This window comes from Bradyrhizobium sp. AUGA SZCCT0158, from assembly GCF_018130065.1.
Lineage (GTDB): Bacteria > Pseudomonadota > Alphaproteobacteria > Rhizobiales > Xanthobacteraceae > Bradyrhizobium.
The window spans coordinates 60672-83106 of the sequence record NZ_JAFCME010000003.1; the positions used below are offsets into that span (position 1 = coordinate 60672).

At 63.3% G+C, this 22435-nt stretch carries 24 protein-coding genes and 1 other RNA gene; 14 read left to right on the top strand and 11 right to left on the bottom strand.

Going from position 1 to position 22435, the window contains the following annotated elements; genetic code table 11:
* Positions 1–89 precede the first annotated feature (89 nt).
* The 7 genes from JQ574_RS05105 to dapE all read left to right on the top strand — a co-directional run bounded on the left by JQ574_RS05105 (position 90) and on the right by dapE (position 5511).
* Positions 90–782 (top strand): pyrimidine 5'-nucleotidase, encoded by a 693-nt coding sequence (locus JQ574_RS05105; protein ID WP_212209325.1) that lies wholly within the window; start codon positions 90–92, stop codon positions 780–782.
* A 253-nt stretch (positions 783–1035) separates the two neighbouring features.
* Positions 1036–1881, top strand: a complete 846-nt coding sequence (gene dapD, locus JQ574_RS05110; protein ID WP_212209324.1) for a 2,3,4,5-tetrahydropyridine-2,6-dicarboxylate N-succinyltransferase — start codon at positions 1036–1038, stop codon at positions 1879–1881.
* A gap of 22 nt (positions 1882–1903) precedes the next feature.
* Positions 1904–3124 (top strand): MFS transporter, encoded by a 1221-nt coding sequence (locus JQ574_RS05115; RefSeq protein WP_212209323.1) that lies wholly within the window; start codon positions 1904–1906, stop codon positions 3122–3124.
* A gap of 57 nt (positions 3125–3181) precedes the next feature.
* Positions 3182–3709 (top strand): DUF805 domain-containing protein, encoded by a 528-nt coding sequence (locus tag JQ574_RS05120; RefSeq protein ID WP_212209322.1) that lies wholly within the window; start codon positions 3182–3184, stop codon positions 3707–3709.
* A gap of 29 nt (positions 3710–3738) precedes the next feature.
* Positions 3739–4086, top strand: coding sequence for a DUF805 domain-containing protein (locus tag JQ574_RS34885; RefSeq protein ID WP_249119121.1), 348 nt, complete (start codon positions 3739–3741; stop codon positions 4084–4086).
* Entirely contained in the window at positions 4065–4364 is a 300-nt protein-coding gene (locus tag JQ574_RS34890; RefSeq protein ID WP_249119122.1) for a hypothetical protein, read from the top strand. The genes JQ574_RS34885 and JQ574_RS34890 overlap by 22 nt, the downstream gene beginning before the upstream one ends.
* The gene (gene dapE / locus JQ574_RS05130) at positions 4357–5511 is read left to right on the top strand and encodes a succinyl-diaminopimelate desuccinylase (protein WP_212209321.1); all 1155 of its coding nucleotides are present in this window, start codon (positions 4357–4359) and stop codon (positions 5509–5511) included. The genes JQ574_RS34890 and dapE overlap by 8 nt, the downstream gene beginning before the upstream one ends.
* A gap of 80 nt (positions 5512–5591) precedes the next feature.
* Here the strand turns inward: dapE and truA are convergent, their stop codons facing one another.
* From truA to def, 3 genes are all read right to left on the bottom strand, one after another.
* On the bottom strand, positions 5592–6329 hold the full coding sequence (gene truA / locus JQ574_RS05135) for a tRNA pseudouridine(38-40) synthase TruA (RefSeq protein WP_212209320.1): 738 nt from the start codon (positions 6327–6329) through the stop codon (positions 5592–5594).
* Complete coding sequence (gene fmt / locus JQ574_RS05140) at positions 6329–7261, bottom strand: methionyl-tRNA formyltransferase (RefSeq protein WP_212209319.1); 933 nt, start codon at positions 7259–7261, stop codon at positions 6329–6331. The genes truA and fmt overlap by 1 nt, the downstream gene beginning before the upstream one ends.
* Positions 7262–7426: 165 nt before the next feature.
* On the bottom strand, positions 7427–7954 hold the full coding sequence (def, locus tag JQ574_RS05145) for a peptide deformylase (RefSeq protein ID WP_192739172.1): 528 nt from the start codon (positions 7952–7954) through the stop codon (positions 7427–7429).
* Between the two features lie 170 nt (positions 7955–8124).
* Here def and JQ574_RS05150 point away from each other — a divergent pair, with 170 nt between their 5' ends.
* Positions 8125–9333 carry a DNA recombination protein RmuC gene (locus JQ574_RS05150; protein WP_212209318.1) on the top strand — a complete coding sequence of 403 codons (1209 nt, stop codon included), beginning with the start codon at positions 8125–8127 and terminating at the stop codon, positions 9331–9333.
* Positions 9334–9521: 188 nt separating this feature from the next.
* Here JQ574_RS05150 and JQ574_RS05155 read toward each other — a convergent pair whose 3' ends face one another.
* Positions 9522–9827, bottom strand: a complete 306-nt coding sequence (locus JQ574_RS05155; protein WP_212209317.1) for a GIY-YIG nuclease family protein — start codon at positions 9825–9827, stop codon at positions 9522–9524.
* An 86-nt stretch (positions 9828–9913) separates the two neighbouring features.
* Here JQ574_RS05155 and JQ574_RS05160 point away from each other — a divergent pair, with 86 nt between their 5' ends.
* Entirely contained in the window at positions 9914–11278 is a 1365-nt protein-coding gene (locus tag JQ574_RS05160) for an AmpG family muropeptide MFS transporter (protein ID WP_212209316.1), read from the top strand.
* 170 nt (positions 11279–11448) lie between these two features.
* Here the strand turns inward: JQ574_RS05160 and JQ574_RS05165 are convergent, their stop codons facing one another.
* The 5 genes from JQ574_RS05165 to ffs all read right to left on the bottom strand — a co-directional run bounded on the left by JQ574_RS05165 (position 11449) and on the right by ffs (position 14981).
* Positions 11449–11892 carry a hypothetical protein gene (locus tag JQ574_RS05165; protein ID WP_212209315.1) on the bottom strand — a complete coding sequence of 148 codons (444 nt, stop codon included), beginning with the start codon at positions 11890–11892 and terminating at the stop codon, positions 11449–11451.
* Between the two features lie 26 nt (positions 11893–11918).
* On the bottom strand, positions 11919–12524 hold the full coding sequence (gene recR, locus JQ574_RS05170) for a recombination mediator RecR (protein ID WP_212209314.1): 606 nt from the start codon (positions 12522–12524) through the stop codon (positions 11919–11921).
* 55 nt (positions 12525–12579) lie between these two features.
* The gene (locus tag JQ574_RS05175; RefSeq protein WP_192739178.1) at positions 12580–12900 is read right to left on the bottom strand and encodes a YbaB/EbfC family nucleoid-associated protein; all 321 of its coding nucleotides are present in this window, start codon (positions 12898–12900) and stop codon (positions 12580–12582) included.
* Positions 12901–12948: 48 nt separating this feature from the next.
* Positions 12949–14775, bottom strand: a complete 1827-nt coding sequence (locus JQ574_RS05180) for a DNA polymerase III subunit gamma/tau (RefSeq protein WP_212209313.1) — start codon at positions 14773–14775, stop codon at positions 12949–12951.
* Between the two features lie 109 nt (positions 14776–14884).
* An RNA gene (gene ffs / locus JQ574_RS05185) (signal recognition particle sRNA small type) lies at positions 14885–14981 on the bottom strand.
* 191 nt (positions 14982–15172) lie between these two features.
* On the opposite strand from ffs, the gene JQ574_RS05190 reads away from it, so the two are divergent.
* The 5 genes from JQ574_RS05190 to JQ574_RS05210 all read left to right on the top strand — a co-directional run bounded on the left by JQ574_RS05190 (position 15173) and on the right by JQ574_RS05210 (position 19905).
* Positions 15173–15592: an HIT domain-containing protein gene (locus JQ574_RS05190; protein ID WP_212209312.1), complete on the top strand. Its 420-nt coding sequence runs from the start codon at positions 15173–15175 to the stop codon at positions 15590–15592.
* A gap of 4 nt (positions 15593–15596) precedes the next feature.
* Positions 15597–16547, top strand: a complete 951-nt coding sequence (gene nudC / locus JQ574_RS05195; RefSeq protein ID WP_212209311.1) for an NAD(+) diphosphatase — start codon at positions 15597–15599, stop codon at positions 16545–16547.
* Between the two features lie 93 nt (positions 16548–16640).
* A complete protein-coding gene (locus JQ574_RS05200) occupies positions 16641–17603 on the top strand; it encodes a sugar kinase (protein ID WP_212383365.1) in 963 nt (320 codons plus the stop codon).
* Between the two features lie 69 nt (positions 17604–17672).
* Positions 17673–18173 carry an Lrp/AsnC family transcriptional regulator gene (locus JQ574_RS05205; RefSeq protein ID WP_192739183.1) on the top strand — a complete coding sequence of 167 codons (501 nt, stop codon included), beginning with the start codon at positions 17673–17675 and terminating at the stop codon, positions 18171–18173.
* Positions 18174–18429: 256 nt separating this feature from the next.
* Positions 18430–19905 (top strand): methyl-accepting chemotaxis protein, encoded by a 1476-nt coding sequence (locus JQ574_RS05210; RefSeq protein ID WP_249119123.1) that lies wholly within the window; start codon positions 18430–18432, stop codon positions 19903–19905.
* 148 nt (positions 19906–20053) lie between these two features.
* On the opposite strand, the gene JQ574_RS05215 is transcribed toward JQ574_RS05210, so the two are convergent.
* Both JQ574_RS05215 and JQ574_RS05220 read right to left on the bottom strand, forming a co-directional pair.
* Positions 20054–21553 (bottom strand): phosphomannomutase/phosphoglucomutase, encoded by a 1500-nt coding sequence (locus JQ574_RS05215; protein WP_212209307.1) that lies wholly within the window; start codon positions 21551–21553, stop codon positions 20054–20056.
* A 248-nt stretch (positions 21554–21801) separates the two neighbouring features.
* The gene (locus JQ574_RS05220; protein ID WP_212209306.1) at positions 21802–22314 is read right to left on the bottom strand and encodes a TIGR02281 family clan AA aspartic protease; all 513 of its coding nucleotides are present in this window, start codon (positions 22312–22314) and stop codon (positions 21802–21804) included.
* Between the last annotated feature and the right edge of the window lie 121 nt (positions 22315–22435).

Consider the following 22435-nt stretch of genomic DNA (forward strand, 5'->3'; position numbering starts at 1 on the left):
CAAGAAAAGGCAATTCACACTGTGCTCAACAAGAATCTACACGGCGTATGGGGCCCGGCCTTCGCCGGGACGACGGTGGAGAGCGAATCATGATCTCCCCCCGCGCATTCACCCACATCGAAACCTGGGTGTTCGACCTCGACAACACGCTGTACCCGCATCACGTCAACCTGTGGCAGCAGGTCGACGCCCGCATCGGCGAGTTCATCAGCACCTACCTGAAGATCTCGGCGGAAGAAGCGCGGGTGCTTCAGAAGGATTATTACCGCCGCTATGGCACCAGCATGCGCGGCATGATGACCGAGCACGGCGTGCACGCCGACGATTACCTGGCTTACGTGCACAAGATCGATCATTCGCCGCTGGAGCCGAATCCCGCGATGGGATCTGCGATCGCCAGACTGCCGGGGCGCAAGCTGATCCTGACCAACGGCTCGACCGACCATGCCGGCGCGGTGCTGGCGCGGCTCGGCATTGGCGAGCATTTCGAGGCGGTGTTCGATATCATCGCCGCCGAACTGGAGCCGAAGCCGGCGCCGCAGACCTACCAGAAATTCCTCAGCCTGCACGGCGTCGATCCCACGAAATCGGCGATGTTCGAGGATCTCGCCCGCAACCTCGTGGTGCCGCACGAGCTCGGCATGACGACGGTGCTGGTGGTGCCTGACGGCGCCAAGGAAGTGGTGCGCGAGGACTGGGAACTGGAAGGCCGCGACGCCGCCTATGTCGATCATGTTACGGATGATTTGACGGGGTTTTTGGAAGGGTTGGCGCGGGGTTAGGCGCGCTATCTCCCCATGTCGTCCCGGGCTTGACCTCAGATGCGCAATTGCGCATCGGGGGACCCATACGCCGCGGCTGATATTATGAGGCGCTGCGGGTAGATACCTTCTTCAAATCATAGCTCCCTGTGGTTATGGGTCCCGGCTCAAGGCCGGGACGACAGCGGAGCAAGCCTTGACTCTCTCGCGCCAAATCCCGAAAAAGCCTTCCAATTCGCTTCACAATTAGCCCGATTGCTCCGAGGAAATCCCGATGTCCCTGTCCGCGCTGGAATCCACCGTCAACACCGCGTTCGATGCCCGAGACGGCATCTCGACATCGACCAAGGGTGAGGTGCGCGAGGCTGTCGATCATTCGCTCGAACTGCTCGACAAGGGTGAGGTGCGCGTTGCCGAGCGCGCGGCCGACGGCAAGTGGAAGGTCAATCAATGGCTGAAGAAGGCCGTGCTGCTGTCGTTCCGCCTCAACGACATGGGCGCTATTCCCGGCGGCCCCGGCAAGGCGACGTGGTGGGACAAGGTGCCGTCGAAGTTCGATAGCTGGGGCGAGAACCGTTTTCGCGATGCGGGCTTCCGCGCGGTGCCCGGCGCGATCGTGCGCCGCTCGGCCTTCATCGCCCGCAACGTCGTGCTGATGCCCTCCTTCGTCAATCTCGGCGCCTATGTCGACGAAGCCACCATGATCGACACCTGGTCCACGGTCGGCTCCTGCGCGCAGATCGGCAAGCGCGTCCACATTTCCGGCGGCGTCGGCATCGGCGGCGTGCTGGAACCGCTGCAGGCCGAGCCCGTGATCATCGAGGACGATTGCTTCATCGGCGCGCGCTCGGAAGTCGCCGAAGGCGTGATCGTGCGCAAGGGTGCGGTACTGTCGATGGGCGTGTTCCTCGGCGCCTCCACCAAGATCGTCGACCGCGACACCGGCGAGACCTTCATCGGCGAGGTCCCGGAATATGCCGTGGTCGTGCCCGGCAACCTGCCGGCGCGTCCCTTGAAGAACGGCCAGCCCGGCCCATCCACCGCCTGCGCCGTCATCGTCAAGCGCGTCGACGAACGCACCCGCGCCAAGACCAGCATCAACGAGCTGCTGCGCGACTAGGATAGCGGGCTGATTCTCAGCCATGCCTGAGGCACGCAAGCGCCCGCACTCCCTGCGCGACATTCCGGGCGGGGTGTGGGCGCTGGGCTTCGTCTCGATGCTGATGGACATCTCATCGGAGATGATCCATGCGCTGCTGCCGATCTACCTCGTCACCGTGCTCGGCACGTCGATGGTCACGGTCGGCATCATCGAAGGCATTGCGGAAGCGACCGCATCGATCACCAAGATCTTTTCCGGCGCGCTTTCCGATTGGCTCGGCAGGCGCAAATGGCTCGCGGCGTTTGGCTACGGCCTTGCGGCGCTGACCAAGCCGATGTTTCCGCTGGCGCCGACGGTCGGCTGGCTGGTCGCGGCGCGCTTCATCGATCGGGTCGGAAAGGGTATCCGGGGCGCGCCACGCGACGCGCTGGTGGCGGACATTGCGCCGCCCCATCTGCGCGGCGCAAGCTTTGGCCTGCGCCAGTCGCTCGACACGATCGGAGCTTTCGCCGGCCCCTTGCTGGCGATCGGCCTGATGTGGCTGACCGCGGACAATTTCAAGGCGGTGTTCTGGTTTGCGGTCATCCCCGCCTTTCTGTCCTTGGCCTTGATCATCTTCGCGGTGCGCGAGCCCGACCGCCCCGCAGGCTTGCGCAAGGTGCGCAACCCGATCAGCCTTGCCGAAATCAGGAATCTCGGTGCGGCCTATTGGTGGGTGGTGGCGGTCGCGACGGTTTTCACACTGGCGCGCTTCAGCGAAGCCTTCCTGATCCTGCGCGCGCAGGGTGTCGGCATGCCGCTCACCCTGGTGCCCGTGGTGCTGGTGCTGATGAACGTGGTTTACGCCGCCGCCGCGTACCCGGCCGGCGTATTGTCGGACCGCGTCAATCGCGTCACCGTTCTGGCTATCGGCATCCTGGTGTTGGTCGCCGCCGATATCGCGCTCGCTTTGCTGCCTTCGCTCACTGGGGTCGCGCTCGGCGTCGCGCTGTGGGGCCTGCACATGGGATTGACCCAGGGGCTGCTGGCGGCGCTGGTGGCGGATACCTCGCCGCCCGAACTGCGGGGCACGGCCTTCGGATTTTTCAACCTGCTGGGCGGCTTTGCCATGCTGGCGGCCAGCGTCATGGCCGGGGCGCTGTGGGATCGTGCGGGGCCGGAAGCCACGTTCTTAGCCGGTGCCGGCTTTGCGCTGGTGGCGCTGGTGGGCCTGCTGGTGGTGCAGGCCCGAACCAAAGCAGGCCGAATCGAACCAAAATAGCCGGGGTGCGACCAATATTCCGGAACCGCGGCGTTTTTCCGCCGTCCGGAGGTTGCGATGGATTACGCCCGTTTACTGTTCAGTTTCAATGGCCGCATCAACCGCGCCAGGTACCTTGCCGTCCAGCTCGCGCTCCTGACCTTCTGGCTCGTGCTTTGGCTGAAATCCCCGTTCGGGCAATGGGAGGTTTTGCAAGCCAGCGCCGTCATCGCGATGCTCTGGATCAACGCCGCCACGACGGCCAAGCGGCTTCACGACCGCAACAGGAGCGGCTGGTGGGCGATTGCGGTGCTGATCGTGAACCCTCTCTCCTACGTTTATTATGCTCTGTTCTTCGGGCTCTATTTCGGCGTTGATGTTTCGGCCGCGCGGGAGATGCTGCTCGTGATGGGCGCAGTGGCGCTGTCCGTTCTGCAAACCTGGATGGTCATCGAGCTGTTTTTCCTGATCGGAACCGATGGCCGCAACCGGTTCGGAACCGATCCGACGCGCAACCCTCCCAAATTGCCGATCATGTCGCACCCGCAATCGTTCGGCGTTCCGGATTTTCTCCTGCACCGTGCTGGCCCGGTCGCACGTGGTTGATACCTGGCCGTTAGCCCGGAGTTACGCGCATGGATTACGCCTGGTACCTGTTCAGTTTCGAAGGTCGCATCAACCGCGCCAAATGCTGGCTGGCGGTGCTGATCGTCATCAGCTGGATGATATTCCTGGGTCTGACGCTGATGGGCATCGCCCATCTGTTCGGCGCGGAATTGCCGAGCAAACTCAGCTTTAGCACCGAGCAAATCTTCTATGTCGTCGATCCAGAAGCTTGGCGGTCGTTGTCGTCGACCAATCGCACCAGCCTCCTGATCTATGTAATCGGAACGCCGCTGTTCCTGTGGGTCTATCTGGCGACCTCGGTCAAGCGGCTGCATGACCGCAACAAGAGCGGCTGGTGGATGCTGCTGTCTTCGTGATGCCTGGTCTTTACAGCCAGTTCGGTAACCGGCTCGAGGCTTTACTCGACGATTCCTACTTCGCGATACCGCTGAGCCTGAACGCGCTCGTATTCACCGTGTGGGGTTTCGTCGAGCTGTATTGCCTCAAGGGCACCACCGGGACCAACGCCTACGGCGCCGACCCGCTGGCGCCGGTCGATATGCGGCCCGCATGGGACCAGCAAAGCGAGATCGAAATGGTGCCGCACAAGGCTGGCCCGCCGCCGGTTTGGCGTGTTAAGCCGGGGTATGAATGACGCCGTTTCCATCACCCGCGACCTCGTCCGCTGCCCTTCCGTGACCCCGGCCGATGCCGGCGCGCTCGGTGTGCTCGAAAACCTCCTGAAGGCCGCCGGCTTCGAGGTGCATCGCGTTACATTCGGCGAGCCCGGCACAGCTGACATCGACAATCTCTATGCCCGCATCGGCGATAGTGCCCCGCACATCACCTTCGCCGGCCATACCGACGTGGTGCCGGCCGGCGATGAAGCCGCCTGGAGCCATGGCGCGTTCTCGGGCGACATCAAGGACGGCTTCCTCTATGGCCGCGGCGCGGTCGACATGAAGGGCGGAATCGCCTGCAGCGTCGCGGCGGTGCTGCAATATCTCGCTGCCAATGACCGCAAGCCAAAGGGGTCGATCTCGTTCCTGATCACCGGCGACGAGGAGGACATTTCGGTCAACGGCACCATCAAGCTGCTGAAATGGTGCGCCGAGCGCGGCGAAAAATTCGACCATTGCGTGCTCGGCGAACCCTCGAATGTCGAAGTGCTAGGGGATTGCATCAAGGTCGGCCGGCGCGGCTCGCAATCCGGCACGCTGTTCGTCGACGGCGTGCAGGGCCACGTCGCCTATCCGCATCGCGCAGCCAACCCGGTGCCGGATATTTCGCGGCTGATCGTGGCGCTATCCGACGAGCCGCTCGATCACGGCAGTGCCCAGTTCCAGGCCTCCAACCTCGAATTCACCTCCGTCGATGTCGGCAACACCGCCAGCAACGTCATCCCCGGACAGGCGCGCGCGAAATTCAACATCCGCTTCAACGACAACCACACGCAGGAAACGCTGCGGGCGCTGGTCGATGAAAGACTGGCGAAAGCCTGCGGCAACCGCATCCGCGCGCACATCAAATGGGAGCCGTCGAACTCCAACGTGTTCGTCACAAAACCCGGCGCCTTCACCGATCTCGCCGTCAGCGCAATCGAAGAGGTGACGGGACGCAAGCCGGAACTGTCGACCTCCGGCGGCACCTCCGATGCGCGCTTCATCTCGAGCTACTGCCCGGTGATCGAATTTGGACTGGTCGGCCAGACCATGCACCAGGTCGACGAGCGCACGCCGGTCTCGGATATCGAGAAGCTGACGAAGGTGTATCGCGGGATACTGGATCGGTATTTTTCGTGATTGCCTCGCTCCGGCGGTACACCGCCGGCAGCCAGACAAAAATTGCGAAAACAACCCCATGCAAAGAATGGCGGGGGACCCTAATAGTCCACGCGTACCAGATATAGCCCGTCCGGCGGCGCGACGGGACCGCAGGCGGCGCGGTTGCGGGCGGCGAGGGCTGAGGCAAGATCGTCGGCGCTCCAGCGGCCTTCGCCGACCCAGACCAATGAGCCCACCATCGAGCGCACCTGGCTGTGCAGGAACGAGCGCGCCGACGTCACGATGGCAACCGCATCGCCGTCCCTGATGACGTCGAGCTGGTCGAGCGTCTTCTCCGGCGATTTCGCCTGACATTCGGTGTCGCGGAACGTCGTGAAATCATGCTTGCCGAGCAGCCGTTGCGCCGCGGTGTGCATCGCGTCGGTGTCGAGATGGCGCGGCACGCGCCAGGTGCGGCCGATATCGAGCGCGAGATTGGCGCGATGGTTGGTGATGCGATAGCGGTAATGCCGCTTGATGGCGGAAAATCGCGCCTCGAAATCGTCGGCCACGATCTCGGCGCTGAGCACGCCGATCGGATGCGGCCTTAAGTGCGCGTTCAACCCGTCGCGCAAGCGACCCGGCGGAAACGGTTTTTCGATATCGCAATGCGCGACCTGCCCCAGCGCATGCACGCCGGCATCGGTGCGCCCCGCGCCGTGGACGCGAACCTGTTCGCCGCAGATCGCCTTGACCGCGGTTTCCAGCGCGCCTTGCACCGTCGGCGCGTTGTCCTGGATCTGCCAGCCGCTGAAGGGGCTGCCGTCATATTCGATGATGAGCTTGTAGCGGGGCATTAGCCAAGCCGCGCCGGCGGTTTTAACGGCGTGCCGCGCAGAAAATCCGGGGCTTTCATCGGCGCCTTGCCCGCCCGCTGCAGTTCGAGAATTTTGATCGCACCGTCGCCGCAAGCGATCGTCAGATGCTCGTCAAGTACATCGCCCGGCGCGCCCGTGCCCTTCGCCGGCTCACAGCGCAGGATCTTGATACGCGCCGCTTCGCCGTCGAGCGCGGCCTCGCACCAGGCGCCCGGAAACGGCGACAGCCCATGGATGTGCCGCAGCACTTCGCGCGCCGGCCGGCTCCAGTCGATCCGCGCCTCGGCCTTCTCGATCTTGGCGGCGTACGTCACGCCTTGCTCGCTTTGCCTGGTCAATTGAAGACCGCCGCGCTCCAGCCCGCCCATCGCGCGCACCATCAGATCGGCCCCCAACGGGGCCAGCGCATCGTGCAGATCGGCGGCGGTCATGGTGTCCGATATGGCCAGCCGCTCGGCCATCGCGACGTCGCCGGTATCGAGGCCGACGTCCATCTTCATCACCATCACGCCGGACTCGGCATCGCCTGCCATGATGGCACGATTGATTGGGGCTGCGCCGCGCCAGCGCGGCAGCAACGAGCCGTGCAGGTTGAAACAGCCGAGCGGCGGCGCATCCAGGATCGCCTGCGGCAGGATCATGCCATAGGCGACGACCACGGCGGCGTCCGCATTGTGCGCGCGAAACCCTTCAAGCGCGTCAGGCGTCTTCAATGTGGTCGGCGTCAGCACGGGTATGCCGAGCCGCCGCGCTTCCTGCTCCACAGGTGTCGGCTGCAGCTTCATGCCACGCCCGGCCGGCTTCGGCGCGCGGGTATAGACGGCCGCGATCTCATGGCCATGGGCCACGAGCTCCAGCAGCGTCGGCACCGCGAAATCGGGCGTGCCCATGAAGATCAAGCGGAGAGGCATGTCGGCAGCGTTTCCCTAATCCGGCTTCTAGATAACGAGCGTCATCCTGAGGTGCGAGCCCTTGCGAGCCTCGAAGGATGCGCAGGAAAGAAAGAATGTCGTCTGCGGCCGCCGTCGCCCTTCGAGGCTCGCAAGAGCTCGCACGGCAGAGAGAGAGAGTTGTAGCTACTCCGCCGCCCTCTTCGCGGCCTTGGTAAACTTCTTCAGCACACGGTCGCGCTTCAGCTTGGACAAATAATCCACGAACAGCACGCCATTGAGGTGATCGATTTCGTGCTGGATGCAGGTGGCAAACAGGCCGTCGGCATCTTCCTCGTGCACCTTGCCGTCCAGATCGGTGAAGCGTACGCGCACCTGCGCCGGCCGTTCCACCGCCTCGTAATATTCGGGGATCGAGAGACAGCCCTCCTCGTAGACCGACAGCTCTTCGGACGAGGAGATGATCTCCGGATTGATAAAGACCCGCGGCTGCGGCTTGGTCTCGCCGTCCTCGGTCTTCTTGGCCAGATCCATGGTGATCAGCCGCAGCGGCTGCGCGACCTGGATCGCGGCGAGGCCAATGCCGGGCGCGTCGTACATGGTCTCGAACATGTCGTCGGCCAGCTTGCGGATCTCCGCCGTCACCTTCTCGACGGGTTTGGAGACGAGCCGCAACTGCTTGTCCGGCAGGATGATGATTTCTCGGATTGCCATGATGGGGCGATTTAAGCTGCTGATTTGCCGCGGTCAATGCGCGTCGGAACCGGGTAAGGCGGCCTTAACCATGATTTTTAAGGCCGCGTTAACCACGAAAATTAAGGGGTCATCTACCATAAATGTTCCCTCTTCGTTCGTGCTAACCCGCGAATCGGCTACAAGCAGCCATGAACGAGATTCTTTTTGTCATCGGCGACCTGCCGATTCGTGCCCTCGACGCGCTGATCAGCTTTGGCGCGCTGGCGCTAATCCTGTTGCTCACCATTGCCATCGTCATCGCCCGGTCGGGCCGCCGCGGCGCGGAACTCGCGATGGCGCAGGCGATCCGCGCCGACGAGCTCGAAGAACGCCTGAGCGAAATGCTGCGGGCGCAGAGCGAATCCACCGGCCGGGTCGATGCGATGGGACAGGCGCTGGCCGGCCGTCAGGCCGAGATGGCCCGCGCCGTCAACGAGCGGCTGGATTCGGTGACCCACCGGGTCGGCCAGTCGATGGAAGCGACCACGCGCAACACCATGGACAGTTTGCGCGCGCTGCATGAGCGGCTCGGCATTATCGACAATGCCCATAAAAATCTCACCGACCTGACCTCGCAAGTCACCACGCTGCGCGACGTGCTCGCCAACAAGCAGTCGCGCGGCGCGTTCGGCCAGGCGCGGATGGAGGCGATCGTCCAGGACGGCATGCCGACGGGTTCCTACGAGTTCCAGTACACGCTCTCATCAGGCAAGCGGCCGGATTGCGTGGTGTTCCTGCCCGACCAGCGCCCGCTCTGCATCGATGCGAAATTTCCGCTGGAGGCGATGACCGCGCTGCACGACGCGCGCACCGACGAGGAAAAGAAATACGCTACAGGGCGACTGCGCGCCGACGTGATGAAGCATGTCAACGACATCGCCGAGAAGTATCTGATATCAGGCGAGACCCAGGACACCGCGCTGATGTTCGTGCCGTCGGAATCGGTCTATGCGGAAATTCACGATGGGTTCGACGACGTGATCCAGAAGGCCTACCGCGCCCGCGTCGTGCTGGTGTCGCCGTCGCTGTTGATGCTGGCAATCCAGGTGATGCAGCAGATCCTGAAAGATGCGCGGATGCGCGATGCTGCCGACCAGATCCGCACCGAGGTGCTTAATTTGGGCGACGATCTCGGCCGCCTGCGCGACCGCGTGCTGAAACTGCAAAAGCATTTTGGCGATGTGAATGAGGACGTCCGCCAGATCCTGATCTCCGCCGACAAGATCGAAAAGCGGGCGGGGCGGATCGAGGAACTGGATTTCAGCAAGTCCGAGCCGCCGCCCGAGGCTCCGCGCATCGTCAAATCTGGCGCACCAGAGCTGTTCCCGCTGGCGCGCAAGCTGCAGGCGGGGGAGTAGAGGCCCAGGCGCTACGCAAGCGGTGTCATCGCCCGGCTTGACCGGGCGACCCAGTACGCCGCGGCCTCTCGATCTAGCTCAAACACCTCTGGGATACTGGGTCCCCGCTTTCGCGGAGGACGACAATGATTTTTGTTCGTCCTTCTGGGACCCGCCGCCATCAGAGCCATCTCGTCGAAAGCGCTGACCTATCCTCCTCCTGCGGCGATCTCCGGATAAAGATCAATCCAGTTCGGATTGTCCTTTTCGATCAGCGCAATCTTCCAAGCCCGCGGCCATCTCTTCAGCCGTTTCTCACGCTGAATGGCAACCTCTACTTCGTCGACGCATTCGAAGTACACCAGACGACTCACGCCGTAATCTTTAGTGAAGCCTTCCACCGCACCTGACTTATGCTCGTAAACGCGACGGACGAGGTCATTGGTCACGCCGATGTAAAGCGTGCCACCGATGCGGCTGGCCAGGATGTATACATAATAGCTGCGCGTTCCCATCTGCCGCCTCTGGGATTCTGGGTCGCCCGGTCAAGCCGGGCGATGACAGTATCATTTTTGGCGGCCGAATCTGCTAACACCTGTCTATGAACGCACCTGAAGCCCCCTCGACATCGGCAACACCCTCGTCCGCGCCCTCCTGGCGCGAAGCGTTTGCGGTGTATCTGCAGCCGCGCGTGCTGATCGTGATGATGCTCGGCTTCTCGTCCGGGCTACCGCTGGCGCTGTCGGGATCGACGCTGCTGGTATGGGTCAGCGAGAACGGCGTCAGCCTCGGCACCATCGGGCTGTTCACCCTGGTCGGCACGCCCTACACGCTCAAGTTCCTTTGGGCGCCGCTGGTGGATGGCCTTAACATTCCGCTGCTGACGCGCTGGCTCGGGCGGCGGCGCGGCTGGCTGGTCTTCACCCAACTGCTGTTGATGGCTGCGATCCTCGGACTGGCGCTAACCGATCCCGCACGCTCGCCATTCTTCGTGGCGCTCGGCGCGCTGCTGGTCGCCACGACGTCGGCAACGCAGGACATCGTGGTCGATGCTTACAGGGTCGAAAGCCTAGCGGAGAACGAACAGGCCGCCGGTATGGCGTCCTATGTGGCCGCCTATCGCGTCGGCATGGTGGCGTCCACGGCCGGCGCGCTGTTTCTCGTCACCGGCTTCGAATATGTTGGGCTGACCCGGCTCGATGCCTGGATGGCGAGTTTCGCTGTCATGGCGGCGCTGGTGCTGATCGGCATCGTCACGGTGCTGTGCGCGCGGGAGCCGGAGCAGTCCCGCATTGCTGACGCTGCAGCAGGCGGAAAGCCTTCGGTCAGCCGCATCGCCGAGGCCGCGATGGGCGCTTTCAGCGAGTTCCTGACCCAGCGCTATGCCATCATCGTGCTGGTGTTCGTGATGCTGTTCAAGTTCACCGACGCCTTCGCCGGCGCGATGACAGTGCCGTTCATCATCGACATCGGCTTCACGCGCAACGACTACGCCATCATCGTCAAAGGAGTCGGCCTGGCCGCGACCCTGGTCGGCGGTTTCGCCGGCGGCTTCCTCGCGCGCGGCACCTCGCTGGTAACCTGCCTGTGGATCGGCGGCCTGCTGCAGGCGGTGTCCAACCTCACCTTCACCTGGCTGGCGCTGGTCGGGCCGCAGCAATGGGCGCTGACCGTCGCCGTCTCGGTGGAAGCGTTCACCGGCGCGATCGGCACGGTGATCTTCGTCGCCTATCTCTCTGCGCTATGCAAGAATCCGCTGCACACCGCCACGCAATATGCGCTGCTCACCGCACTGGCGTCAGTCGGCCGTATCTATCTGTCTTCTGGCTCGGGCTATGTGGCCGAGGCGACGGGCTGGCCGCTGTTCTTCGTGGTCTCCGTACTGGTCGCGGTGCCGAGCCTGATCCTGCTGGTGTGGCTGCAGCGACGCGGGCATTTCGATGAACTGGGGCCGATGAAGGTTTAGGCTGCAAGGGCGTTGAACGCTGTGTCAACAACCTCGGTTGTCGTCCGCGCGAAGGCGGGGACCCAGTATTCCAGAAACGCCGGTTGCTGAATCGAGAAGCCGCGGCGTACTGGGTCGCCCGGTCAAGCCGGGCGATGACAGTGGTGTTTGTGACAGCGGCCGCGACAAACTCAGTTCTTGGTCACGACGCTCCACTTGGTGATCACGGCTTCGCTCATTTGTCCGGCAGCCTCGGCACAGGCGACTTCATCGACCTTCACCGAAATTTCCTTGCCGACCTTGCCCTTCAACTGCGCAGCCTGCGCGTCGCTGGTGATGACGAGTTGGAAAGTCTCCGGCCCAGTCTCGAGGTTGCACAGACCGCTCGGTGGCGGCAGGCGACGCGGCTCGGACGTGATCTGGTAGGTCGAGACCTTCGCGCCACGCTTGCCGCCGCGCGTCTTCATGGCGTTGAGCTCGCCCGAGAGGATGTCTCCCACATTGATCAGCTTGCCTGCCTTGGCCGGTGCAGGTTCCTCCTGCTGAGCCGTCTGCGCGGAGCCAGCAGGCGCAGCAAACGCCGTGACCATTACCAACACAAAAGCCGAGCGTATGGCGAATCGTCGTTTCGTCATTTCCGATAGTTCCATGATAAAGAGAATCAGAACAGTGTTCGCTGTCGCATCGCAGCCGATAGCGTACCTTCATCGAGATAATCAAGTTCGCCGCCGACTGGAACACCATGGGCCAGCCGTGTGACCTTGACATTGGCCTCTTGCAACAAATCGGTGATGTAATGCGCCGTGGTCTGGCCATCAACCGTTGCATTCAGCGCCAGGATGATCTCACTCACCTGCTGGTCATGTGCGCGCGCCACCAGCGCGTCGATGGTGAGATCCTGCGGACCGACGCCGTCGAGCGGCGACAGCGTGGCGCCCAGCACGTGATAGCGGCCGTTGGTCGCATTGGCCCGCTCCAGCGCCCACAAATCCGCGACGTCGGCGACCACGACGATGGTCGTGGGATCGCGCCGCGGATCGGTACAGACCGTGCAGGGATTTTGCGTATCGATACTGCCGCAAGTCTTGCAGACCTGGATCTTTTCGATCGCCACCTGCAGCGCGCCGGCGAGCGGCGTCATCAGCGCTTCGCGCTTCTTGATCAGATGCAGCGCCGCGCGCCGCGCCGAACGCGGCCCAAGCCCCGGCAACCGCGCCAACAGCTGGATCAGACGTTCGATTTCGGGGCCGGCAACCGCGGTAGCCATTTCAGGTGAGACCAAGCATTTAAGTAAGACCAAGACTTCAGGTAAGGCCAAGACTTCAGGTAAGACCAAGCCCTGGTGGCAGGCCGAGCCCGCCGGTCAGCGCCTGCATCTTTTCCTGCATCGCGGTTTCTGCCTTGCGCCGGGCGTCGTTATGCGCCGTCACCAGCAGGTCTTCGAGGATTTCGCGGTCCTCCGCCTTCATCAGCGATGGGTCGATCTTGACGCCCTTCACTTCCATCTTCGCGGTCATCCGCACGGCGACCATGCCGCCGCCGGAAATGCCCTCGACTTCGACATTGCCGAGTTCTTCCTGCATCGCCTGCATCTTGGATTGCAGCTGCGCCGCCTGCTTCATCATGCCGAGAAAATCAGCCATTTGGTTTTCCTTGCAGTTTTCCTTGGGTGCGTCCGCTCAAGATATCGATCAATCGTCGTCACTGTCCGAACGCTCGGCCGGGTCGTCACCGATCGCGTCGGTTTCCGGCGGCTCGGCGGCAAGCTTGCGCACCTCGACGACCTTGGCGCCCGGGAACCGCGCCAGCACTTCCTGCACGCGCGGATCGGCTTCCGCGGCCCGCGCATGTTCGTTCTTCGCATGCTCGTTCTGCGAACGAACCGTCGGCTGGCCGGTCTCGTTGGAGACGATCACGGTCCAGCGCCGGCCGGTCCATAGTTCCAGCTTGCGGGAGAGATCGCTGACCAGCGCCCGCGCCGCGTGGCGTTCGAGCGCGACTTCCAGCCGCCCATCCTCGAGGCGCACCAGCCGCATGTCGGCCTCGAGCGCCGCCTTGATCAGCAGATCGCGCTTCTCGCCGGCCAGCGCGACGAGCTGCGCAAAGCTGGTGATCCGCAAAGCGGGCGCAGACTGCGGCTCCGGCGCGGGCGCGGCCATTTGCGGGCGCGCGGACGCCTCGGCGCCGGACCTTTGCGCCGTGGGCCCGCGCATCGGCGCTGACGACATGGAAGACACGGTCGAGGCCGGCGCCGCGCGCGAGGGCGCAGCACTTGCCGAAACGACCGGCGAGCCACCGCCGTTTTGTTCAAGCATCCTGATCGCTTCGTCTGGCGTGGGCATGTCGGCGACATAGGCGATGCGCACCAGCACCATTTCGGCCGCCGCCGCCGGCCGCGTCGCGGTCTGCACCTCGGTGATGCCTTTCAGGAGCATCTGCCACATGCGCGACAGCACCCGCATCGACAATTTTGCCGCAAAATCGCGGGCACGCACGCGTTCGGTCTCGCCATAGGCGACGTTGTCGGCGGTGGCCGGCACGACTTTCACGCGGGTGACGAAATTGACGAACTCGGCGAGATCGGACAGCACCACGACCGGATCGGCGCCGACATCATATTGCTCGCGGAATTCCTTGAAGGCGCTGGCGATGTCGCCGCGGGCCAGCGATTCAAACAAATCAATCACGCGCGTGCGGTCCGCGAGCCCAAGCATCTGCCGCACTGCGTCGGCGCGCACGGTGCCGGCCGCATGCGCGATCGCCTGGTCGAACAGCGACAACGAATCGCGCACCGAGCCTTCGGCGGCGCGCGCGATGATGCCGAGCGCCTCGGGTTCAACCTCGACACCTTCCTTGGTCGCGATGTTGGACAGGTGCCCCATCAGCACGTCGGCCTCGACGCGGCGGAGGTCAAAACGCTGGCAGCGCGACAGCACCGTGACCGGCACCTTGCGGATCTCGGTGGTCGCGAACACGAACTTGGCGTGCTCCGGCGGCTCCTCCAGCGTCTTCAGGAAGGCGTTGAAGGCCGCGGTCGACAGCATGTGGACTTCGTCGATGATGTAGACCTTGTAGCGCGCAGAGGCCGGTGCATAGCGCACGCTGTCATTGATCTGGCGCACGTCGTCGACGCCGGTATGCGACGCGGCGTCCATTTCCAGCACGTCCATGTGCCGGCTTTCCATGATCGCCTGGCAATGCACGCCGAGCGTGGGCATCTGGATCGCCGGTCCCTTCACCGAACCGTCGGCCATTTCGTAATTGAGCGCGCGGGCGAGAATCCGCGCCGTGGTGGTTTTGCCGACCCCGCGCACCCCGGTCAGAATCCAGGCCTGCGGGATTCGCCCCGTTTCGAACGCATTCGAAACGGTGCGGACCATGGCCTCCTGGCCGATCAAATCCTCGAAACTGGAGGGGCGGTATTTGCGCGCCAGCACCCGGTAGGGCTTTCCGGCCTCCGGCAGCCCGCCGAGATCGAGGCGGCCTGCATTTTCGGGGGGAGCGCCAGCATCACTCATCGGTCGATCCGCAATTGATTGTCTCTCAAGGCCGGCTTGCGGAACGGTGGAGGAATCAAGCGCCAAAGGCGGGCCTCGCCGCCTTGAGCGCGATTCGCTCGAAAAACAGGTAGGAGACTGACGAGCGACCCGATCCGGACCTCGTTAGGGCTGCTTCCTTCCGGACCTGACCCGGTTGGCGAGTGGCTCGTCCACCGCCAATCTCCCGGTCCTTATTTGGGGCCAAAAGGGCCGGAAAGCAAGCGGGGTAAACGGGGTTCGCAGGACTTGTGTGGAACCGCGGAAAGGCTTTACTTGCCGTCATGGCCGGGCTTGTCCCGGCCATCCACGTCTCACCTTGCATCCACAAGAAAGACGTGGATGCCCGGCACAAGGCCGGGCATGACGAGGTGAGATAATGTCTGCATCCGACTGGTCGCTGCACTCCCAGCTCAAGAAAGACACCATCGACATTGGCGACCTGCCGCTGTGCCGGGTGCTGGTGATCAAGGACGCGCATTACCCGTGGCTGCTGCTGGTGCCGCGCCGCGAGGGGGCGGTGGAAATCATCGATCTCGACGAGGTCGCCCAGGCGCAGTTGATGACGGAAGTCTCGCGCGTCGCCCGTGCCCTCAAAGACATCACCAAATGCGACAAGCTCAATATCGCGGCACTGGGCAATCTGGTGCCACAGCTCCATGTTCACGTCGTCGCGCGCCGCACGAGCGACGCCGCCTGGCCGCGGCCGGTCTGGGGCGTGATGCCGCCACTGGCGCATGACGCCGAGGAAGTCCAGAATTTCATCAGCGCGCTCCGCCGCAAGATTTGGCTAGGTTGAATTCATGTCAATTTTCGATTCGTTTCCACTCGGCAAGCCCGCTTTCGTCACCGACATTCTCGACCGCGCCGCGCATCTGCGCAGCAATGACGAGAAACTGTTCGCGCTGGAAAGCCACCGCGACGCCGGCGCCTATGTGATCTACCGCGACTCGCTGGTGGTGCGGCAGGAGGCCGGAGGATCGCGCGTCCTGCTCAGCGTCGATGAGGCCGCGAAACTGGGCGCCAATCCGGGCACGATCTTTTTGGGCCTGCGCGACGGTGCGCCGGTTTTCGGCATGGGGATTGCGGCGGCGGCGGTGGAAAAGCTGCTGACGCGCGACGACGTCGCGGTCACCGACCTGCGCGGCATGGTGATGCAGGGCGCGGTGCCGACCGAACAGCTCTCGGCGATCGCGATGGCGAAATCGATGGTGAGCTGGCATCAGCGCCATGGCTATTGCGCCAATTGCGGCACCCGCACCGCGATGAAGGAGGGTGGCTGGAAGCGGGACTGCCCGAACTGCAAGGCCGAGCATTTTCCGCGCACCGATCCGGTCGTCATCATGCTGGTCACTCATGGCGACAGATGTCTGCTGGGACGGCAGAAGCAGTTTTTGCCGGGGATGTGGTCGTGCCTGGCGGGCTTCGTCGAGGTCGCCGAAACCATCGAGGACGCGGTCCGGCGCGAGATTTTCGAGGAATCCGGAATTCACTGCACCGACGTGACCTATTACATGACGCAGCCGTGGCCCTACCCGTCATCGCTGATGATCGGATGCGCCGCACGCGCAACCTCGGACGAAATCGTGGTCGACAAGGCCGAACTGGAGGATGCACGCTGGTTCACTCGCGACGAAGTGGCCCTGATGCACAGCCGCACACATCCCGACGGCATGTTTGCCGCCCATCCGTTCGCGATCGCTCACCATTTGATCGGCCGCTGGGTGCATGGGGCTAACGATTCGGGCGCATAGCGGGAACTCTCCGATGGACCAGATCATTACCCCCGGACTGCATCGCTTTTCCGGGTTCCGGCACACGGTGGAACCGACATGACGGATTCCGGCATGAATTTTCACGATACAGCGCCGAAACCCCCGCCGCGCATCCTGTGCATCGGCATGCCGGTGCGCGACCTGACCTTTCATACGCCAGGTGTTCCTGGGCGCGGCTCCAAGGAGAACGCCACCGCATTCGACGAAATCTGTGGCGGCAACGCGCTCAATGGCGCGATCGGCATCGTTCGGCTCGGTGGACGCGCCTCGATCTGCGGGCCGATGGGCGATGCCAAGGAAACATCTGCTCGCTTCATCTTCGATCAGATGGTGCATGAGGGCATCGAGACGAAACATCTCATCCACATGCCGGGCCTGGTGACGCCGATCTCGGCTGTCATGATCGATCCTTCCGGCGAGCGCACCATCGTGACCTTCCGCGATCCGGAGCTGTGGAAGGTCAAGTTGCCCGACTTCGACACGCTGCTGGACGATTGTGCCGCCATTCTCACCGAGAGTCGTTGCGCGGAATTCTGCACGGATCTATGCGCCGAGGCGCAACGGCGCGGCATCCCTGTGATCGTCGACGTCGATCGCGCGATGTCGCTGCGCGAGGGGCTGCTCAATGCGTCCTCGCATCTGGTGTTCTCGAGCGAGCCGCTGCAGGAGACCGCTGATGTCGCCGACGACGCCCAGGCCCTGAAGAAAATCGCAAAGCTGACCAAGTCGTTCCTGGCGGGGACCCGCGGTGCGCGCGGCACGATCTGGCTCGACGAGAACGGGGGTATCCAGGAAACCCCGGCCTTCCCGGTCCATACCGTCGACACCCTAGGCGCCGGTGACGTGTTCCACGGCGCCTTCGCGCTCGCGATCACCGAGCGGCAGGAATTGCAGCAGGCGCTTCGGTTTGCCTCGGCTGCCGCGGCCTTGAAATGCACCCGCTTTGGCGGCGCCTTTGCTGCCCCGCAACGTATTGAAGTTGAAGAGCTTTTGAGCCAAGGCCAGAGTACCAGCCCGGCCTCGACCGGCCAATAAGATAGGCTTGCTATAGAAGAATTTTCTATATATGAGGAATGAAAGCCTCATTCATGGAACATTCTTCTCATGACCGACATTGCAGTCCAGCTTCACGAAGCCAATCGCCGCCTTGACGCCATCGACCGCAAAATCCTGACGGTGCTGCAGGAGGACGCCTCGCTGTCCGTAGCCGAGATCGGCGACCGGGTCGGGCTGTCCTCGACGCCGTGCTGGAAGCGCATCCAGCGGTTAGAGGCCGACGGCGTGATCCTGCGCCGGGTTGCGCTGGTCGATCAGAACAAGATCGGGCTCGGCATTTCCGTATTCGTCTCGGTCGAGAGTTCCGATCATTCCGAAGCCTGGCTGAAGACCTTCGCCAGCGCCGTCAGCGCCATGCCCGAGGTGATGGAATTCTACCGGATGGCGGGCGACGTCGATTACATGCTGCGCGTCGTGGTCGCCGACATGGCGAGCTATGACGTGTTCTACAAGAAGCTGATCAGCGCCGTGCCGCTGAAGAACGTGACCTCGCGCTTTGCGATGGAGAAGATCAAGTCGGTTACCGCACTGCCGGTCCCGGCGGCGTAACCGCCGTCCGATGTTGCGCCGCGACAACGCTACCTTAGGCTGAAGGTTTACGCGCCGTTAGCTTCGTCACGATATTGTTCTGTGATGGAGCGGGGGGAAATCATTCCAACGACCCGACGGCCTGTCTGGCTGAACGCTGCTGCGCTGCTGATCGCGAGCTGGATCGGAATCGCAGCACTGTCGTTGCAGGTCAGGACCGGCGCCGAGGTCGTGGCGGTGGCTTTCCCGCCATGGTGGAGCGACAAGCAGGCGTTGCTTGCTACCGCGTCCGCCAACGCCGCCATCGCTGGTAATCCTGCGCGAAACAGCCAGCAAGATATTGCTCGCGGTGCTCTGGCTGCACGTTCCGATCGCGCTCGTCATCGGTATGGCGCGCGACGCCGACTGGCTGGTACCGGCCGCCTTCATGGCCGCAATGGCGCTGGCCGCGACCGTATCGTGGCGCATGTCGGGGAACGGGCTTTCCACCCGCCTGATCGTTGCGGTCGCGTTGATGGCCGATGTCGCGATGTTTGTCTTCCAGCTCGCGGGACATCGCTGGCAGGTCGACATGCACATGTACTTCTTCGCAGCGCTGGCCTGTCTGGTCGCCTATTGCGATTACCGGCCGATCGTCCTCGGCACCGCGGCTGTCGCGCTGCACCACCTGACGCTGAACTTCCTGCTGCCGGCCGCGGTCTATCCCGGCGGCTCCGATTTTGGCCGCGTCGTTCTCCACGCCGTCATCCTCCTGATCGAGGCAGGCGTGTTGATCTGGCTCACGACCACGGTCACCCATTTGTTCGAAATGGCCGCACAGAAGACCGCGGAGGCCGATGCGGCCAGCGCTGCCGAAGCGCGCGCCACTGCCGACCGCAACATGGCCGAGCAAGCCAAGCGCGACCGTGATGCGGCAAGGCGCGAACTGTCCGCCGGCTTCGAGCGCAGGATCAGCGGCGTCGTCGAGGCCGTCGCCGTGGCCGCCAGCGAGATGCAGGGTCTGTCGGCCTCGATGAGCGAAAGCAACGCTGAAACCTCGCGGCAGACCGCCACGGTCGCCGCCGCATCGACGCAGGCCTCGGCGAACGTGGAAACGGTGGCATCGGCAACCGAAGAGCTCGCGGCTTCGATCAACAGCATCGCCCAGCAGGTGACGCGCTCCGCCGAGATCGCCAACAAGGCCGCCGATGAGGCGCGTCGCACCAACGCCGTGGTCGAGGGACTTGCCGCCGGCACCCAGAAGATCGGCGAAGTGGTGACGCTGATCCAGAGCATCGCCAGCCAGACCAATTTGCTGGCGCTGAACGCCACGATCGAAGCCGCCCGCGCCGGCGAACATGGCAGGGGATTTGCGGTGGTAGCGAGCGAAGTCAAGGCGCTGGCCAATCAGACCGCGAACGCGACGGAGGAAATTTCCGCGCAGATTCAAGCCATCCAGACCGCCACCGGCGAAGCCGTCAACGCCATCCAGGTGATCAGCGGCACCATCGCCGAGATCGACGAGATCTCAAGCGGAATCGCCGCCGCGGTCGATCAGCAGGGCTCCGCAACGCGGGAAATCGCGGGGAACGTGCAGCAGGCCGCTGATAGCACCAGGGATGTCAACGACAGCATCCTCAGCGTCAGCCGGGCTTCCGATGAAGCCGGCCGCGGGACGGCACGGTTGCTCGATGCCGCGAATGGCCTGTCGTCGCAATCGGACCGGCTGAAATCCGAAGTCGACAGCTTCCTCGGCTCGCTTCACGCGGCGTAGGCGCCACAAGTGTCATACGCGGGCATAGCCGTCTGAAGGACGGCGTCGCTTGCGCTCGCCTATGACCCGCGTATCCATCAATCCTCACTAGAACACTTTCACGAAGAGGATGGATTGCCGGGTCAAGCCCGGCAATGACACGTCAATCTCAAATCTTCTGATTATACTCGCCGACTTCGGGATGGGTGCGCAGCACCACATTCATCGCCTCGAACATGTCGTGCATCCGCTGCTCGGCAACGGGGCTCTCGACCACCACCACCAGCTCCGGCTTGTTGGAAGACGCCCGCACCAGGCCCCAGCTGCCATCTTCGACCGTGACACGCACGCCGTTGACGGTGACGAGATCGCGGATCTTTTGGCCCGCGACCTTCTCGCCCTTTTTTTGCAGCGTCTCGAAATGCTTCACCACGGCGTCCACGACGCCGTATTTGGTCTCGTCGGCGCAATGCGGCGACATCGTCGGCGACGACCAGGTTTTCGGCAGCGCGTCTTTCAAATCCGCCATCGACTTGCCGGTGGCGCGGTCGAGCATCTCGCAGATCGCGATCGCCGAAACCAGGCCGTCGTCATAGCCCCGGCCGAACGGCTTGTTGAAGAAGAAGTGCCCGGATTTTTCGAAGCCCGCCAGCGCGCCAAGCTCGTTGGTGCGGCGCTTCATGTAGGAATGGCCGGTCTTCCAATACTCGGTTTTGGCCCCCTGCTTCTGCAGCACGGGATCGGTGACGAAAAGTCCGGTCGACTTCACGTCGACCACGAACAGCGCATCCTTTTGGATCGCCGACATGTCGCGCGCCAGCATCACGCCGACCTTGTCGGCAAAGATTTCTTCCCCGGTATTGTCGACCACGCCGCAACGGTCGCCGTCGCCGTCGAAGCCGAGGCCGACATCGGCCTTGTGCGTGAGCACGGCGTCGCGGATCGCGTGCAGCATCTCCATGTCTTCGGGGTTCGGATTGTACTTCGGAAAGGTGTGATCAAGCTCGGTATCGAGCGGGATCACCTCGCAGCCGATCGCCTCCATCACCTGCGGCGCGAACGCGCCCGCGGTGCCGTTGCCGCAGGCGACCACGACCTTCAGCTTGCGCTTCAGCTTCGGGCGCTGGGTCAGGTCGGCGATGTAGCGCGCCGGAAAATTCTCGTGGAATTGATAGGAGCCGCCGGCCTTGTTCTTGAAATCGGCGTTGAGCACGATTTCCTTCAGCCGCGTCATCTCGTCGGGACCGAAGGTCAGCGGCCGGTTGGCGCCCATCTTGACGCCGGTCCAGCCATTGTCGTTATGCGACGCGGTGACCATCGCGACGCAGGGCACGTCGAGGTCGAACTGCGCGAAATAGGCCATCGGCGTCACCGCGAGCCCGATATCGTGCACTTTGCAACCCGCCGCCATCAGGCCCGAAATCAGCGCGTATTTGATCGAGGCCGAATAGCCGCGAAAGTCGTGCCCGGTGACGATCTCCTGCTTGACGCCGCGTTCCGCGATCAGCGCGCCGAGCCCCATGCCCAGCGCCTGAATGCCCATCAGGTTGATTTCCTTGCCGAACAGCCAGCGCGCGTCATATTCGCGAAAACCCGTTGCCTTCACCATCGGCTCGGATTCATAGGCATAGGTATTCGGAACCAGCACGGATTTCGGCTTCGGAAACATGGGGGATAGCCTCTTGAGACATAGAAGGGCAGCGCCGCAGGCTTAGCGAAAGCGCAGGCGCAGCGGAAGGCGGGATTAGCGGCTTTTGGCGATTAATTGCGGCGGATTTGAAGGCAGAACTGCCTAGAGCTTCAGCTCTGATTGCATCAGAACTGAAGCTCTAAATTCCTGTTTTGACGCGTTTTCTTCACGCGAACCGGCATCCACCCTCGGATCAAGTCCGAGGGCATGCTTCGCTCGAAAACGCTTTATTGCTCCAGCACCAGTCGGCCATTGGCGTATTCGAAGCGCTTCAGCTTCGACAGGAACGACAGGCCAAGCAGATTTTCCGAAAGGGCTTCGTCGGGCAGCACCATGGCGTCGACGTCGCGCACCACGATTCCACCGAGGTCAATCATGGCAATCCGCGTGCGTGCGGCCTTGATGGTGCCGTTGGCGGTGGTGACGGTCGCGTTGTAGTCGCCGCGCGAGGGGCGCAGGCCGAACCGCGCCGCAGATTTTTCGTTCAGCGCCACCAGCGAAGCGCCGGTGTCGACCATGAAGTCGACGCGCTGGCCGTCGATCCGGCCGTCGGTCTGGAAATGGCCGCGCGCGTCTCTGGGAATGCTGATGCTGCGGCCGCTGGCCTGCGCGACCGTTGTTGCGACCTGCGCTTTTGGCGGGGCGGTATTGGCGAGCGCCGGCGCAAACTTATCCGCCATCTGGGCCATGAAGCTGCCGAGGGCAACCAGGACGGCGGCAAAAATCATCAGATTACGCATGACGCCACACTCGATACGCTAAATTTGGGCCAGACCGCCGATAACACCACGGCGCCGGCCAAGGCGCGACTAACAACGCCGGCCGAGGCTGCCATTTTGGCGAAAAGGATGAGCGAAGCGT

Excerpts from the sequence above, each read along its gene's own strand:
- JQ574_RS05105 (WP_212209325.1), top strand. The coding sequence starts at position 90 with ATGATCTCCCCCCGCGCATTCACCCACATCGAAACCTGGGTGTTCGAC.
- dapD (WP_212209324.1), top strand. The coding sequence starts at position 1,036 with ATGTCCCTGTCCGCGCTGGAATCCACCGTCAACACCGCGTTCGATGCC.
- JQ574_RS05115 (WP_212209323.1), top strand. The coding sequence starts at position 1,904 with ATGCCTGAGGCACGCAAGCGCCCGCACTCCCTGCGCGACATTCCGGGC.
- JQ574_RS05120 (WP_212209322.1), top strand. The coding sequence starts at position 3,182 with ATGGATTACGCCCGTTTACTGTTCAGTTTCAATGGCCGCATCAACCGC.
- JQ574_RS34885 (WP_249119121.1), top strand. The coding sequence starts at position 3,739 with ATGGATTACGCCTGGTACCTGTTCAGTTTCGAAGGTCGCATCAACCGC.
- dapE (WP_212209321.1), top strand. The coding sequence starts at position 4,357 with ATGAATGACGCCGTTTCCATCACCCGCGACCTCGTCCGCTGCCCTTCC.
- truA (WP_212209320.1), bottom strand. The coding sequence starts at position 6,329 with ATGCCCCGCTACAAGCTCATCATCGAATATGACGGCAGCCCCTTCAGC.
- fmt (WP_212209319.1), bottom strand. The coding sequence starts at position 7,261 with ATGCCTCTCCGCTTGATCTTCATGGGCACGCCCGATTTCGCGGTGCCG.
- def (WP_192739172.1), bottom strand. The coding sequence starts at position 7,954 with ATGGCAATCCGAGAAATCATCATCCTGCCGGACAAGCAGTTGCGGCTC.
- JQ574_RS05150 (WP_212209318.1), top strand. The coding sequence starts at position 8,125 with ATGAACGAGATTCTTTTTGTCATCGGCGACCTGCCGATTCGTGCCCTC.
- JQ574_RS05155 (WP_212209317.1), bottom strand. The coding sequence starts at position 9,827 with ATGGGAACGCGCAGCTATTATGTATACATCCTGGCCAGCCGCATCGGT.
- JQ574_RS05160 (WP_212209316.1), top strand. The coding sequence starts at position 9,914 with ATGAACGCACCTGAAGCCCCCTCGACATCGGCAACACCCTCGTCCGCG.
- JQ574_RS05165 (WP_212209315.1), bottom strand. The coding sequence starts at position 11,892 with ATGACGAAACGACGATTCGCCATACGCTCGGCTTTTGTGTTGGTAATG.
- recR (WP_212209314.1), bottom strand. The coding sequence starts at position 12,524 with ATGGCTACCGCGGTTGCCGGCCCCGAAATCGAACGTCTGATCCAGCTG.
- JQ574_RS05175 (WP_192739178.1), bottom strand. The coding sequence starts at position 12,900 with ATGGCTGATTTTCTCGGCATGATGAAGCAGGCGGCGCAGCTGCAATCC.
- JQ574_RS05180 (WP_212209313.1), bottom strand. The coding sequence starts at position 14,775 with ATGAGTGATGCTGGCGCTCCCCCCGAAAATGCAGGCCGCCTCGATCTC.
- JQ574_RS05190 (WP_212209312.1), top strand. The coding sequence starts at position 15,173 with ATGTCTGCATCCGACTGGTCGCTGCACTCCCAGCTCAAGAAAGACACC.
- nudC (WP_212209311.1), top strand. The coding sequence starts at position 15,597 with ATGTCAATTTTCGATTCGTTTCCACTCGGCAAGCCCGCTTTCGTCACC.
- JQ574_RS05200 (WP_212383365.1), top strand. The coding sequence starts at position 16,641 with ATGAATTTTCACGATACAGCGCCGAAACCCCCGCCGCGCATCCTGTGC.
- JQ574_RS05205 (WP_192739183.1), top strand. The coding sequence starts at position 17,673 with ATGACCGACATTGCAGTCCAGCTTCACGAAGCCAATCGCCGCCTTGAC.
- JQ574_RS05215 (WP_212209307.1), bottom strand. The coding sequence starts at position 21,553 with ATGTTTCCGAAGCCGAAATCCGTGCTGGTTCCGAATACCTATGCCTAT.
- JQ574_RS05220 (WP_212209306.1), bottom strand. The coding sequence starts at position 22,314 with ATGCGTAATCTGATGATTTTTGCCGCCGTCCTGGTTGCCCTCGGCAGC.